Source organism: Streptomyces sp. NPDC001970 (assembly GCF_053594115.1).
The window spans coordinates 83,069-96,324 of the sequence record NZ_JBSFDW010000007.1; the positions used below are offsets into that span (position 1 = coordinate 83,069).

The 13,256-nt window shown below is 69.6% G+C and carries 13 protein-coding genes and 1 pseudogene; 4 read left to right on the forward strand and 10 right to left on the reverse strand.

What is annotated here, in order from left to right:
- Positions 1–129: 129 nt before the first annotated feature.
- The gene (locus tag ACWCP0_RS11500) at positions 130–786 is read right to left on the reverse strand and encodes a hypothetical protein (protein WP_451078615.1); all 657 of its coding nucleotides are present in this window, start codon (positions 784–786) and stop codon (positions 130–132) included.
- A 517-nt stretch (positions 787–1,303) separates the two neighbouring features.
- Positions 1,304–1,462 (reverse strand): hypothetical protein, encoded by a 159-nt coding sequence (locus ACWCP0_RS11505; protein ID WP_451078616.1) that lies wholly within the window; start codon positions 1,460–1,462, stop codon positions 1,304–1,306.
- Here ACWCP0_RS11505 and ACWCP0_RS11510 point away from each other — a divergent pair.
- A pseudogene (locus tag ACWCP0_RS11510) lies at positions 1,425–1,679 on the forward strand (transposase); the annotation flags it as partial. The gene ACWCP0_RS11505 and the pseudogene ACWCP0_RS11510 sit on opposite strands and share 38 nt — an antisense overlap.
- A gap of 138 nt (positions 1,680–1,817) precedes the next feature.
- Here the strand turns inward: ACWCP0_RS11510 and ACWCP0_RS11515 are convergent.
- Together ACWCP0_RS11515 and ACWCP0_RS11520 are read right to left on the reverse strand one after the other, a co-directional pair.
- Entirely contained in the window at positions 1,818–2,192 is a 375-nt protein-coding gene (locus tag ACWCP0_RS11515; protein ID WP_451078761.1) for a DUF4158 domain-containing protein, read from the reverse strand.
- A gap of 113 nt (positions 2,193–2,305) precedes the next feature.
- The gene (locus ACWCP0_RS11520) at positions 2,306–3,031 is read right to left on the reverse strand and encodes an XRE family transcriptional regulator (RefSeq protein WP_451078617.1); all 726 of its coding nucleotides are present in this window, start codon (positions 3,029–3,031) and stop codon (positions 2,306–2,308) included.
- A gap of 340 nt (positions 3,032–3,371) precedes the next feature.
- Between ACWCP0_RS11520 and ACWCP0_RS11525 the strand changes: the two genes are divergently transcribed.
- Both ACWCP0_RS11525 and ACWCP0_RS11530 read left to right on the forward strand, forming a co-directional pair.
- Positions 3,372–3,590 carry a hypothetical protein gene (locus tag ACWCP0_RS11525; RefSeq protein WP_451078618.1) on the forward strand — a complete coding sequence of 73 codons (219 nt, stop codon included), beginning with the start codon at positions 3,372–3,374 and terminating at the stop codon, positions 3,588–3,590.
- Positions 3,591–3,692: 102 nt separating this feature from the next.
- Positions 3,693–3,950 carry a prevent-host-death family protein gene (locus ACWCP0_RS11530; protein WP_451078619.1) on the forward strand — a complete coding sequence of 86 codons (258 nt, stop codon included), beginning with the start codon at positions 3,693–3,695 and terminating at the stop codon, positions 3,948–3,950.
- 80 nt (positions 3,951–4,030) lie between these two features.
- Here the strand turns inward: ACWCP0_RS11530 and ACWCP0_RS11535 are convergent, their stop codons facing one another.
- The 4 genes from ACWCP0_RS11535 to pta all read right to left on the reverse strand — a co-directional run bounded on the left by ACWCP0_RS11535 (position 4,031) and on the right by pta (position 10,151).
- Positions 4,031–4,924, reverse strand: coding sequence for an IS982 family transposase (locus ACWCP0_RS11535; RefSeq protein ID WP_451078620.1), 894 nt, complete (start codon positions 4,922–4,924; stop codon positions 4,031–4,033).
- Positions 4,925–5,350: 426 nt separating this feature from the next.
- Positions 5,351–6,784, reverse strand: coding sequence for a pyruvate kinase (pyk, locus tag ACWCP0_RS11540; RefSeq protein ID WP_451078621.1), 1,434 nt, complete (start codon positions 6,782–6,784; stop codon positions 5,351–5,353).
- A gap of 74 nt (positions 6,785–6,858) precedes the next feature.
- Positions 6,859–8,073, reverse strand: coding sequence for an acetate kinase (locus tag ACWCP0_RS11545; protein WP_451078622.1), 1,215 nt, complete (start codon positions 8,071–8,073; stop codon positions 6,859–6,861).
- On the reverse strand, positions 8,070–10,151 hold the full coding sequence (gene pta, locus ACWCP0_RS11550) for a phosphate acetyltransferase (RefSeq protein ID WP_451078623.1): 2,082 nt from the start codon (positions 10,149–10,151) through the stop codon (positions 8,070–8,072). Before pta ends, ACWCP0_RS11545 begins: the two co-directional genes overlap by 4 nt.
- Before the next feature lie 286 nt (positions 10,152–10,437).
- Here pta and ACWCP0_RS11555 point away from each other — a divergent pair, with 286 nt between their 5' ends.
- Positions 10,438–11,463 carry an ATP-dependent 6-phosphofructokinase gene (locus tag ACWCP0_RS11555; protein WP_451078624.1) on the forward strand — a complete coding sequence of 342 codons (1,026 nt, stop codon included), beginning with the start codon at positions 10,438–10,440 and terminating at the stop codon, positions 11,461–11,463.
- A 143-nt stretch (positions 11,464–11,606) separates the two neighbouring features.
- Here the strand turns inward: ACWCP0_RS11555 and ACWCP0_RS11560 are convergent, their stop codons facing one another.
- Positions 11,607–12,215: a helix-turn-helix domain-containing protein gene (locus ACWCP0_RS11560; protein WP_451078762.1), complete on the reverse strand. Its 609-nt coding sequence runs from the start codon at positions 12,213–12,215 to the stop codon at positions 11,607–11,609.
- Positions 12,216–12,449: 234 nt separating this feature from the next.
- The gene (locus tag ACWCP0_RS11565; RefSeq protein WP_451078625.1) at positions 12,450–13,169 is read right to left on the reverse strand and encodes a response regulator; all 720 of its coding nucleotides are present in this window, start codon (positions 13,167–13,169) and stop codon (positions 12,450–12,452) included.
- Positions 13,170–13,256: the final 87 nt, after the last annotated feature.

The window sequence follows — 13,256 nt, forward strand, 5'->3', positions numbered from 1 at the left end:
GCGTCCGCGGCGCGCCCGGCCGCGAATACACCCCCGGCTACCGCGGGGTCGGGCGCGGGACACGGCGGGGGCGCCCCCGGGGCCCCGCCCCGGGCCACGCCCCCATTCGTCGGTTCCGCCCGTGGCGCGTCAGCCCGCCTCGGTCGCGAGCCGCTCCAGCTGGGCCTTGATGACCGGTTCCGGGATCGCGGCCTTCCTCTCGTCCAGCATGTTCATGCCGTAGAACGCGGCGATTACGCCACCACTGCGCACGACGGTGTAAGTCATGGGCACCTTCTTGCCGCCGATCTCGCCAGTGATGCGGTAGCCGACGGCTTCGTCGCCCAGCTTCGGCGCCTTCAGGCCTTCGACCTTGTTGTAGGTCAGGCCGATGGTCTTGAAGCCCTTGGGACACTCGTCGATGGCCGTGCGGAGGTCCTTCATCACCTGCACCGCATTCGCCTTCGAATGCGATGTGAGCCACATGGAGCCCACCGTCGCGTTGGTCGCTTCGGCCGGTTGCAGCGAACGGTGCACCACACTCACCGACTTGATGTGTGTGAATCCGCCGAGCAGGCTCGCGAGGGGCTGGCAGACCTTCTTGTCGGCCTCCATGCCGCGACCGGCTTCCACCTCGGACTTGGCGACCTTCTTGGCGTCGAACCCTGCGGTCTTTCCGGTGAGTACCACCGCTTCGAGTGCCTTGCTGTCCAGCGCCCCCAGACGCTTTGCCTCGGCGGCCGAGCCGTCGTCCGACGGGGCGGCCGAGGATGAAGTCTTGGCCTTTTTGTCCGTGCCGGTCTTCACTGCCTCTCCGCTGCAGGCGGATATCAGGAGGGCGTTGGATAGGATGGCGGCCGCAGCGAGGGTGCGTCGCAACGTCATGTATGTTCCCGATGGTTCAGGTGTGTCAGGATATTCGTGATCCTATCCGGACGGCGAGCTGCTGTTGATCACGGTTGGGATACAGCTGGTTGCCTGCTTTTGGTAAAACCATAGAGAGATCAGGCTGTCGCAATAGGTTGCCTCCGTTGGTGAGTTGGAGTAGCCGATTACGCGTGTACTGAAATTGAATCGGTGATGTCGGTCAGTCCGCCTGGGGCAGCAGGTCGAGGTTGGCGACGGCAAGGTTGCCGATGTCGCGCTTGACCTTGATTCTTCAGCGGGGTTTGGTGGCTGACCGGCTCAGGGGTTCGCCCGTGATGTCCTCATGCCGTTCGAGGCGGGCCATCGCGTGACGCTGCGGGTGCGCCGGGTTCCACGGGCCCGGGGTGCTGCGGGGTGCCCTCCGTTCTGGTCCCCGGGGCGGGGCGGGGTGCGGCTGTCAGGCGAGGGCCGGGAGCGTGGTGAGCCGCTGCCAGCAGGTGGTGAACGCGTTCGCCCAGGGCCAGGTGGCCTCGATCCGCAGCCAGCGGCGGCGGGCGTAGTGCGCGAGGCGGGCAGGCGCGCACTCCGACAAGCAGGACGCGGCGGCGACCTGCAAGAGGACCTATGGCCATCACCCCTTGATGGGCTTCGCCGACCACGGACGGGGTGGGTCCGGAGAGCCCGTGGCAGGTCTGCTCCGGCTGGGAACGCGGGCTCGAACATCGCCGCCGACCACGTCGAAGCCGCCCAACTCGCCATGGCCCAGTTGCCCCAGCGCCCGTCGGGGCAGGCAGACCCTGATCCGCACCGACTCCGGCGGCGACACGCACGAGTTGCCCGGAGCCTCCTTGATCTTCTCCAGGATCGGCGGTCCGTCCTCGCCATCGGCGGACTCCGTCTCACCGGTGCGGTGTCGTCGTTCTGGTCGGCGCCGGTGACCAGGGCCACGATCGGCTCGGTGCTCTGCACCGTCAGCCGCGCCGAGATCCGCGCCGTCGGCATCCCCTCGGCCGCCCGCCGCCTCGCCGACACGATCCGGTCGCACTGCCCAGGGGGCGGCGGCTCGATGCTCTCCGTCCGGCAGTGGGCCAGAAGCTCCACCCGTACCTGTTCGGCCGTTCCTTGCGCGCGAGTTGCTCGGTGAGCCAGGCGGTCAGCGTGTCGGCGTCCGCGGCGCTGCGCTCCCGGAAGCCCAAGTACTTGCGGATCTGCGCACGGTGGTACTCGACCGTCCGGCCGGTCCACTCGTACGCCCCCAGTTCGGACGCGGGCGCCTGCACCTGCAGGGCGACGAACTCCACCGTCTTGCCGGGAAATTCGAACCGGAGCGGACATGCACAGGGCAGCTACCGCCACTCAAAATCGTCGCCATGATGAAAAGGAAGGCGGAAAAGGAGCCAACCGCCCTGGGGCGCCGATTCGAGCTTTCGTGAGGGTGCTGCCCGCGACGCCTGCGAACTCAGAGGGATGCGCCCCTGCCCCACAGCTCCTCGGCGTGTTCCACGAACCTGTCGAACATCCCGCTGTCGCCCTGACGGCGCAGGTGCAGCAGCGGGGAGTCGTGGCCGACCAGCCTCGCCAGGTGCGGGGTGACGAGGGCGTTGTGATCGAAGCGGAACACAGACAGGGAAACGTGATTCACGGCGTCGTCCGCGTTGCTCAGGCGCGCCTCCAGGCCATCCATGGGGCCAAGGCGCTCCAGGTTCTCCAGGGTGATCCTGATGCGCGTGGAGACACTGAGTGTGACGTCCTCGATGGCCTCGCGCCGACGGGTGGCCTCCCCATCGGGATCCCCCAGCAGGAATCGCACCCGGCAGCCAGACTCAACCTTCCGGCGCAGGGTGTCCACGAACGCCGGCTGCTCCAGCCAGACGAAGTAATTCGTGTACCCGGCAAAGAAGATCTCTTCGCTCGCGCCCTCGATGAGCTCACCCCACACCGTGGACGGGCAGGCGGACCGGTACGGGTAGGCGTGCACCAACTCCCGGTCGTGGCCGGTCTTGACGCGGTCCTGTACAGCTTTCGGCCAGATCATCTCTTCGTCCACCTTCAGCGCCGCGCAGGCGTCGACACGGTTCCTTGCATGGGGTACGAGCTCGGCGTCGGCCAGCCACCGTTCGACCGTCTTGGGGGCCACGCCGATACGGGCAGCGAGTTTCCGGGGCGTGAGCTGTGCGTCAGCCATAGCTGATCGTAGAGCGGCGTTCAAGAATTCCCCCAGCGACGTTTGGGCCTTCTTGAACCGTAGCGACAGCCTGCCCAACTGTCCTCGTGATGAGCGGAGATACGTCCTCAAGGGGGCGTCAGCATCACAGGCGTGAGCACTTCGAAGACGACGATGGACCCTCCCGTACAGCTGCTGCTCCCGCCGGATCCTCCGCCACCCGTCCAGAGTTGTGCGCTGTGTGTCGCACTGGCCGAGCAGCGCCGGGCGGCCGTGGGTCGTGGTGATTACTCCGGGGCGACGGATGCAAGCGTGGAGATCCGTAACCATCCGCACCGGATGAGGGGGTGGCGCGTTGGAAATGAGTCAATGGCGTGACGGCCGTACGGTGGCCGGCGACGCGACGAGCGCGCTCATCCACGCGCTGGCCGAACTGGGCATCCCGGAGCGCCAGTACCGCCACGCGAGGCCGGTGGTCACCTGCTCCGGCAGGCCCTACGTCTACCTGGGGCTTGTCCCCGCCGAGGTCGTCGAGAGGATCGCCGAGGCGCTGGGGGGCGCCCCGACGGCCGAGCCATAGCAGCAATGCCCGCAGCGCGATCGCGCGGACCGTGCCCCCGCTGAGGAGTGTGGCCCGCGGTAGCAGCCGAGGCTCAGTGTCACGCATCGTGACGCTCCGGACATGGTGCTGACCACGGCCATACACGCGGAGCGCACCGCGGAGAACCTCACCACCGCGTCGCGGCTCTTCGCGAATTCGCCGTTGAGCTGCTGGACGCGCTCTCCGACGCTGCGGAGTCCGGGGCCAGGGATCCAGTGCGCCGCGCGATCGTCTCTTGCGCGGGCGACAGCCCGGATCAACGCCGATCCCGACCAGCTCAAGGATGCTCTGCGCAGGCTGAGCGGCGTCGACGTAGGCCCGGTCGAGGTGCATGAATGAGCCCGAAGAAAGGGGATCGGGTCAGTGTCCCCCCGCTCAGCGGCTGGAACGTCGTCTAGACGAGTCATTCCGAATGATCGTTAGTGGTCGTACGCGATCAGCGATCGCATGACCGGCTGTCCGGTCTTGTGGTTGTGCCAGATCGCGGCGGCCATCGCGAGGACGCGTTGGGCGACGCGGACGGCGACGCCCTCGAAGGTCCGGCCGCCGTGCTGTTCCAGGTCGAGCTGGCCTTTGAGGGTGTCGTTGACCGACTCGATCAGCTGCCGTACCGACTTGAGGAGGCTCTCCCCCTTGCGGTTCTTCTCGCGCTTGAACGACGGCCGCAGCAACTCGGCGCCCCGCAGGGCCAGATCTGCCTCGAACTCCTTCGAGGCGAAGCCCTTGTCGGAGATCACCAGCAGACCCGGCCGGTCGATGACCGTCCCGGGCTCGCGGTCGAGCATCGCGGTTAGCACCTCGCGCTCGTCGATCTTCGGGTTCGCCAGGGCCCACAGGATCGGCATCCCGATCGGGGTGCACACCAGGAAAAGGCGCAGGCCCCAGAAGAACCGGCTGTGGCTGGCGCAGTACCCGTATCCGGCCCAGCCGGCCATGTCCGAGCGCTTCGCCGTCGGGCGCGAGCGGCCGCATTCCACCGGCGTGGAGTCGACGACCCAGTGCGGGTCGAACCAGAAGTCGGTGTCGACAGCCAGCAGCCGTATCACCTTCTTGACCAGCGGCCACGCAGCCCGCAGCCGCTTGTTCCAGCCCGGCTGCCTGGGCACGTACGGGAACATCGCACCCAGCCGGGAATCCACGAACCGCAGCCACCGCGACTCCGACGTGAACCCGAGCATCGCCTGCGCGACTGCCAGGCAGACCAGCTCGGAGTCCGTCAGCCGCGGCGGTCGGCCCAGCCATCGGGTGTCTCCGATCTCGTCATCGATCTTCACGTACAGTGCGGTCAGCAGGGCGTCTAGGTTGTTCGTCACACAACGATCTTGGACGCCCTGTCTGCGTTCCCGGACACACCGTCAACATTCGGAATGACTCGTCTAGGGGACGACGGAGGCAGCGACCGGATGGCAGGAGCTGTGCCGCGTGGCGTTAGCCAACGCCCATCACTGCCTGGAAGCGCTGCGCACCGATCCGTTGTCGCGCAGCAACTGGAACCGCCCGCACCAGTTGCGCGGTAAACATGCCGCGAGGAATGGAACGGGTCCCAGCTCGAACAGTGGGAGTGCGAAATCACCAATGGCGGCAGGGTTGGGTACCTGGTCAGCCCGGAGACCTCCACCGTGATCCTGATGTACGCCTCGCCGCGCCACCCCAAGAACACCGAAGAGGCACGCCGTACGACGGTGGGCCGTACCCCTCGCATACGAGGAGTACGGCCCACGCGCCCGAAGGGCCGAGTCTCAGGCAGACGCCTTGGCGCCGCCCAGGTGGTGCACCCGCACCATGTTCGTGGTGCCCGGGACACCCGGAGGGGAGCCCGCGGTGATGATCATGGTGTCGCCCCCGTTGAAGCGCTGGAGCTTCAGCAGGGCCGCGTCGACGAAGTCGACCATCGCGTCCGTGGTCTCCACGAACGGGGCGATGAAGGGCTCGACGCCCCAGCTCAGGGTGAGCTGGTTGCGGGTCGACTCCTCCGTCGTGAAGGCCACGATCGGCTGCTGGGCCCGGTAGCGGGAGAGCCGGCGGGCCGTGTCGCCGGACTGGGTGAAGGCGACCAGGGCGCGGCCGTCGAGGAAGTCGGCGATCTCGCAGGCCGCGCGGGCGACCGAACCGCCCTGGGTGCGCGGCTTCTTGCCCGGGACCAGGGGCTGGAGGCCCTTGGAGAGGAGCTCCTCCTCCGCGGCGGAGACGATCTTGGACATCGTCTTGACCGTCTCGATCGGGTACGCGCCCACGCTGGACTCCGCGGACAGCATGACCGCGTCCGCGCCGTCCAGGATCGCGTTGGCGACGTCGGAGGCCTCGGCGCGGGTCGGGCGGGAGTTGGTGATCATCGACTCCATCATCTGGGTCGCCACGATCACCGGCTTGGCGTTGCGGCGGCACAGCTCGATGAGGCGCTTCTGCACCATCGGGACCCGCTCCAGCGGGTACTCGACGGCCAGGTCGCCGCGGGCCACCATCACGCCGTCGAAGGCCATGACGACATCCGCCATGTTGGCGACGGCCTGCGGCTTCTCCACCTTGGCGATGACCGGGACCCGGCGGCCCTCCTCGTCCATCACCTTGTGGACGTCCTTGACGTCGTTGGCGTCGCGGACGAAGGAGAGCGCGACCATGTCGCAGCCCATCCGCAGCGCGAAGCGCAGGTCCTCGACGTCCTTCTCGGACAGGGCCGGGACATTGACCGCCGCGCCGGGCAGATTGATGCCCTTGTGGTCGGAGATGACCCCGCCCTCGATCACGATGGTCTTGACCCCGGTGCCGTCGACCTCGGTGACCCGGAGCTCGACGTTGCCGTCGTTGATGAGGATCTGGTCGCCCTTGTCGACATCGCCGGGCAGGCCCTTGTACGTCGTACCGCAGATGGACTTGTCACCGGGGACGTCCTCGGTGGTGATCGTGAACTCGTCCCCGCGGACCAGCTCGACCGGCCCCTCGGAGAAGGTCTCCAGCCGGATCTTCGGGCCCTGGAGGTCGGCGAGCACGCCCACGGGGCGGCCGGTCTCCGCCACCGCCCTGCGGAGACGGTCGTACCGCTCCTGGTGCTCTGCCTGGGTCCCGTGGCTCATGTTGAATCGGGCCACGTTCATGCCGGCCTCGATGAGCGCTTTCAGCTGCTCGTAGGAGTCGACGGCGGGGCCCAGTGTGCAGACGATTTTGGAACGGCGCATAAGGCGGATCCTATCGGTTTGTTTCTACGCGGAATATTCCATCTGGCGGAAAATACAAATGGGCGGACCGCCGCTCAGGCGAGGGCTTCGCCGACCAGTGCGAAGGTCTGTTGCGCGATCTCCAGTTCCTCGTCCGTCGGCACCACCGCCACCGCCACCCGCGCGCCCTGCGGCGAGACGATCCGTGGCTCGTCCGACCGTACGGCGTTGAGGTCCGCGTCCACCACAAGCCCCAGCTCCTCCAGCCCGGCGATGGCGGCCTCCCGCACCGGAGCCGCGTTCTCGCCGACGCCCGCGGTGAACGCGACCGCGTCCACCCGGCCGAGAACCGCGTAGTAGGCGCCGATGTACTTCTTCAGCCGGTGGACGTAGATCTCGAAGGCGAGCCGCGCCCGCTCGTCGCCCTCGTCGATGCGGCGGCGGATCTCCCGCATGTCGTTGTCACCGCACAGCCCCACCAGGCCGCTCTTCTTGTTCAGCAGGACGTCCACATCGTCCTCGGACATCCCCGCCACCCGCTTGAGGTGGAAGGTGACCGCGGGGTCGATGTCGCCCGAGCGCGTGCCCATGACGAGCCCTTCCAGCGGGGTCAGCCCCATCGACGTGTCCACACAGCGGCCGCCCGCGACCGCCGACGCCGAGGCGCCGTTGCCCAGGTGCAGCACGATGACGTTGACGTCCTCCGGAGCCCTGCCGAGCAGCGCGGCGGTCCGGCGCGAGACGTACGCGTGCGAGGTGCCGTGGAAGCCGTAGCGGCGGATCCGGTGCCGGTCCGCCGTCTCGACGTCGATCGCGTACCGCGCCGCGTACTCCGGCATCGTCGTGTGGAACGCCGTGTCGAACACCGCGACCTGCGGAAGGTCGGGGCGCAGCGCCTGGGCGGTACGGATGCCCGTGATGTTCGCCGGGTTGTGCAGGGGCGCCACCGGGACGAGGCGCTCGATCTCCGCCATCACCTCGTCGGTGATCACGGTGGGCTCGGTGAACTTCAGTCCGCCGTGCACCACCCGGTGGCCGATCGCCGCCAGTTCGGGGGAGTCGAGGCCGAGCCCGTCCTGCGTCAGCTCCTCGGCGACCGCCTTCAGCGCCGCGTCGTGGTCCGCGATCGGGCCCGTACGCTCCCGTTTCGTGCCCCCGCCGGTCAGCGGGGTGTGCACGAGCCTGGATGTCTCCTCGCCGATCCGCTCGACCAGGCCGACGGCCAGGCGCGCGCTGTCGCGCATGTCCAGCAGCTGGTACTTCACCGACGAGGAGCCGGAGTTGAGGACGAGAACGCGCGTGGCGGTCATACGGGGAGCTCCTGAGCCTGGGACTGGATCGCGGTGATGGCGACCGTGTTGACGATGTCGCTGACCAGCGCGCCGCGCGACAGGTCGTTGACCGGCTTGCGCAGGCCCTGCAGCACCGGTCCGACGGCCACGGCGCCGGCCGAACGCTGCACGGCCTTGTAGGTGTTGTTGCCGGTGTTGAGGTCCGGGAAGATCAGCACGGTCGCCTGGCCCGCCACCTCCGAGTCCGGCAGCTTGGTCGCCGCGACGGACGGTGCGACCGCGGCGTCGTACTGGATCGGGCCCTCGATCTTCAGCTCGGGATGCCGCTCCCGCACCAGCTTCGTGGCCTCACGCACCTTGTCGACGTCCGCGCCGGAGCCCGACGTGCCGGTGGAGTACGACAGCATCGCGATCCGCGGCTCGACCCCGAAGCGGGCCGCCGTGGCCGCCGACTGCGCGGCGATGTCGGCGAGCTGCTCGGCGTCCGGGACCGGGTTGACCGCGCAGTCGCCGTACACCAGCACCTTGTCGGCGAGGCACATGAAGAAGACGGACGACACGATCGAGGCGTCCGGCTTCGTCTTGATGATCTCGAACGCGGGGCGGATCGTCGCGGCCGTGGAGTGCACCGAGCCGGACACCATGCCGTCGGCCAGGCCCTCCTGGACCATCAGCGTGCCGAAGTAGTTCACGTCCGAGACGACGTCGTACGCCAGTTCCACCGAGACGCCCCTGTGGGCGCGCATCTCCGCGTACCGCTCGGCGAAGGGCTGGCGCAGCTCGGAGGTCGCGGGGTCGATCAGCTGGACGGCGGCGAGGTCGATGCCGAGGTCGGCGGCCTTCTTGCGGATGACGTCGGAGTCGCCGAGCAGAGTCAGATCGCAGACGTCACGGCGCAGCAGTACGTCGGCGGCCTGCAGCACCCGCTCCTCCGCGCCCTCGGGCAGCACGACGCGGCGTCGGTCGGCGCGGGCCTGGTCCAGCAGATCGTGCTCGAACATCATCGGCGTGACCCGGCCGGTACGTGCGACCTCGACCCGTGCGAGCAGCCCCACCGTGTCGACGTGGCGCTCGAAGAGGCCGAGCGCGGTCTCCGCCTTGCGCGGGGTCGCCGCGTTCAACTTGCCTTCCAGCGCGAAGAGCTCGGCCGCGGTGGGGAAGGAGCCGCCGGGCACCGAGATCACCGGGGTGCCCGGCGCGAGCCGGGACGCCAGGGTGAGGATCGAGTCGGCGGGGCGTTCGTCGAGGGTGAGCAGCAGGCCCGCTATGGGCGGCGTGCCCGCGGAGTGCGCGGCGAGCGCCCCGACCACCAGGTCGGCGCGGTCACCTGGGGTGACGACCATGCAGCCGGGGGTCAGGGCCTTCAGGAGGTTCGGCAGCATGGCGCCGCCGAAGACGAAGTCCAGCGCGTCCCTGGCGAGCCCGGAGTCGTCCCCGAGCAGCACGGTGGCCCCCAGGGCGTGGGAGATCTGGGCGACCGTGGGCGCGGCGAGCGCGGGCTCGTCCGGCAGGACGTAGCAGGGGACCGGCAGGCGGGCGGCGAGCCGCTCGGCGATCACTTCGCGGTCCTCGGGCGCCACCCGGTTCACGACCATCGCGAGGATGTCGCAGCCCAGCACCTCATAGGCGCGATGGGCGTTGCGGGTCTCGGCGCGTACGGACTCGGCGGTCTGGCCCTTGCCGCCCACCACGGGGATGACGGAGGCGCCGAACTCGTTGGCCAGCCGTGCGTTCAGGGCAAGCTCGTCGGGGAGTTGGGTGGCGTGGAAGTCCGTGCCGAGGACGAGGACTACCTCGTAGTCGCGCGCCACCGCGAGGAAGCCGTCGACGAGGCGGGACACCAGCTCGTCGGTGCCCTGCTCGGCCTGGAGCGCCGCGGCGTCGTGGTAGTCCATGCCGTAGACGGTCGACGGGTCCTGCGAGAGCCGGTAGCGGGCACGCAGCAGGTCGAACAGACGGTCGGGTCCGTCATGCACCAGTGGCCGGAACACGCCCACCCGGTCCACCTGGCGGGTCAGGAGCTCCATGACTCCCAGCTGGACCACCTGGCGACCGTCCCCCCGGTCGATCCCGGTCACGTACACGCTGCGCGTCACGCGTGCTCTCCTGTCCTGTGTGGTGTGTGCGGTGTGTCATGCGGCGCGGCGTGCGCGCCCGCCAGGGCTGGGCTCCGGGCCCGAGCACCGCTCGGCGTCATGCTCGCGAGCTCGAAAAACCCCGATAGGGTGGCGTTGCCCCCTTGACAATACCTCTGGGGCTGGGTAAAGCGCCCGCCGCGTACCCCCGCTGTCCAGGGGAGCTGCCGGAGGGCGCGGTCCAGACCGGGCGTGTGAGAATCGAAATCGCTCACACGTATCACCAGCGAGCAGGAGACACAGCACGATGCGCATCGGAGTTCTCACCGCAGGCGGCGACTGCCCCGGCCTGAACGCCGTGATCCGGTCGGTCGTGCACCGTGCCATGACCGGCCACGGCGACGAAGTCATCGGCTTCGAGGACGGATTCAAGGGCCTGCTCGACGGTAACTACCGCCCGCTCGACCTGAATGCGGTGAGCGGCATCCTCGCCCGCGGCGGCACGATCCTCGGCTCCGCGCGGCTCGAGCGCGCCCGGCTGCGCGAAGCCGCCGAGAACTGCGAGGAGTTGGCCCGCCGCTACAACCTGGACGCACTCATCCCCATCGGCGGCGAGGGCACGCTGACCGCAGCCCGGATGCTGGCCGACGCCGGTATGCCCGTCGTCGGCGTACCCAAGACGATCGACAACGACATCTCCGCCACCGACCGCACCTTCGGCTTCGACACCGCGGTCATGGTCGCCACCGAGGCCATCGACCGACTCAAGACCACCGCCGAGTCCCACCAGCGGGTCATGGTCGTCGAGGTGATGGGCCGGCACGCGGGCTGGATCGCGCTGGAGTCCGGAATGGCGGGCGGCGCGCACGGAATCTGCCTGCCGGAGCGCCCCTTCGAGGTCGACGACCTGGTGAAGATGGTCGAGGAACGCTTCGCGCGCGGCAAGAAGTTCGCGGTCGTCTGCGTCGCGGAGGGTGCACACCCGGCCGAGGGGTCGATGCCGTACGAGAAGGGCGAGATCGACCAGTACGGCCACGAGCGCTTCGCCGGCATCGGCAACCGGCTCGCCGTCGAGCTCGAGCGGCGCCTGGGCAAAGAGGCGCGGCCGGTCATCCTCGGCCACGTCCAGCGCGGCGGCGTCCCCACCGCGTACGACCGGGTCCTCGCGACCCGCTTCGGCTGGCACGCGGTGGAGGCGGCGCACCGCGGCGAGTTCGGCAGGATGACCGCGCTGCGGGGCACGCAGGTTGTGCTGGTGCCGCTGGCGGAGGCGGTGTCGCAGCTGAAGACGGTGCCGGATGACCGGGTGTTCGAGGCGGAGTCGGTGTTCTGACGCCGGTGCGGGGTGCGCCCGCGTCTGCGGTCCGCCGCCGGTGACGTCCGGTAGGACGCGTGTCCGTCCGTCCTCGAACGCCGGACCGGCCGAATTGCGGGGCGGGAAACGCTCGCCGCGGCTCCCGGGCTCGGCGGAACGCGCTACCCCGGGGCCAGGGCCCAGAAGTGGTCGACCACCCGGTCGAGGAATTCCCGGCCCGACTCGCCCGAGCCGCCCGACGCGCCCCGGCTGGACGTCGTCACCATGCGCGCGTGGTAGTCCTCGTGGAGCTGCTGCAGGACGTGCTCGAGTTCCCCCTTCGGCATCGGCAGCAGCTTCGCGACCGGGCGTACGTACGCCTGCCACCGCGTCGTCGCCGCGCTCCGCAGCAGCTCCGCGAGCTCTTCGTCGCGGCCGGTGGCGGTGAGCAGCTCGCGCGGGGAGAGGGAGAGGTTCTCGGCGAGGGCGGCGGTCTGGCGTTCGTTGCCCCGCCAGCGGTTCGTGTCCTCCATCCTCCGGTACGAGGCCACGTCCAGGCCCACCCGGCGGGCCAGGTCCTCCACGGTCATGGCCCGCGCCATCCGGTGCTCGCGCAGGGTCCTCGCCGGGCCCAGCAGGTCACCGGGCGCACACCACAGCACCCCGGCCAGCGCCGTCAGCTCCTGGGAGTTCGGCGCCAGCAGCCCACGTTCCCAGGCGACCACGATGTCCGGGGCGATCTGGAGTCCGTACTGGGCCTGGAGGCCGTACGCAACGTGGCCGGGAGCCATCCCCAGCGCCTCGCGCAGTCGGCGGGCGGCAGGGGCGTCGAAGGGCGGGGTGGAGTGCACCGGCACACGGTAAGAGGCGGGACGACGCGATGACTACGGTGCGTTCACCCAAGGTCACCGCTCGTAGGAACGTCCAGAAATGCGGTCGAGCGCATTCCGTCCCGGAGACGGACCGGTCGACACGCGTAGCGTACCTGTCGGTGCGTACCGGCCGGCAGGCTCCGGCCGACGGTTTCAGCGTCCCGACGGAACCCATCGGTACTGGAGCTCGGGGCGGCCTATCTGCCCGTACTGAGGACTGCGGGCCGCCCTGCCCTCGGTGACCAGGTGCTCCAGATAGCGGCGCGCGGTGATCCGCGAGATCCCGACGGCCGTCCCGGCCTCGGCCGCGGTGAGCCCCGCCGGGGCGTCGCGGAGCGTGCGGGTCACAGCCTCGAGCGTGGGACCGCTGAGACCCTTGGGGAGCGCGGCGGGCTGAGGCGTACGGAGCGTCGCGAGCGCCCGGTCCACCTCGTCCTGGCCCGACGCCTCGCCGGCGGTCGCGCGGAACTCGGCGTACCGGGTGAGGCGGTCGCGGAGCGTGGCGAAGGTGAAGGGCTTGAGGACGTACTGGACGACCCCGAGCGACACGCCCTCGCGGACGATCGCGAGGTCGCGGGCGGACGTGACGGCGATGACGTCCGCGGAGTGGCCCGTGGCGCGCAGCGCTCGCAGCAGCTGGAGCCCGTGCCCGTCGGGCAGATACAGATCCAGCAGGATCAGATCGACGGGCGTCCGCTCGAGCGCCCGGTGCGCCTCGGCGCGCGAGCGCGCCACACCGGCGACGGTGAACCCCGCCACGCGCCCGACATAGAGAGCGTGTGCGTCGGCGGCGACGGGGTCGTCCTCGACGACGAGCACGCGGATGCCGTCGCCGGGGCCGGGGCCCTGGGGCTGTCCGGCGGTCGGGGTCACAGGATCACCTCCGCGGCACGCAGCGGCAGTCGCACCGTGCTGTGTCTTCCGGGGGCCAACCCCCGGATCTCCGGCCGGTTCATGTGC

Excerpts from the sequence above, each read along its gene's own strand:
- ACWCP0_RS11520 (WP_451078617.1), bottom strand. The coding sequence starts at position 3,031 with ATGGCTGACGCACAGCTCACGCCCCGGAAACTCGCTGCCCGTATCGGC.
- ACWCP0_RS11525 (WP_451078618.1), top strand. The coding sequence starts at position 3,372 with ATGAGTCAATGGCGTGACGGCCGTACGGTGGCCGGCGACGCGACGAGC.
- ACWCP0_RS11530 (WP_451078619.1), top strand. The coding sequence starts at position 3,693 with ATGGTGCTGACCACGGCCATACACGCGGAGCGCACCGCGGAGAACCTC.
- pyk (WP_451078621.1), bottom strand. The coding sequence starts at position 6,784 with ATGCGCCGTTCCAAAATCGTCTGCACACTGGGCCCCGCCGTCGACTCC.
- ACWCP0_RS11545 (WP_451078622.1), bottom strand. The coding sequence starts at position 8,073 with ATGACCGCCACGCGCGTTCTCGTCCTCAACTCCGGCTCCTCGTCGGTG.
- ACWCP0_RS11555 (WP_451078624.1), top strand. The coding sequence starts at position 10,438 with ATGCGCATCGGAGTTCTCACCGCAGGCGGCGACTGCCCCGGCCTGAAC.
- ACWCP0_RS11560 (WP_451078762.1), bottom strand. The coding sequence starts at position 12,215 with ATGGCTCCCGGCCACGTTGCGTACGGCCTCCAGGCCCAGTACGGACTC.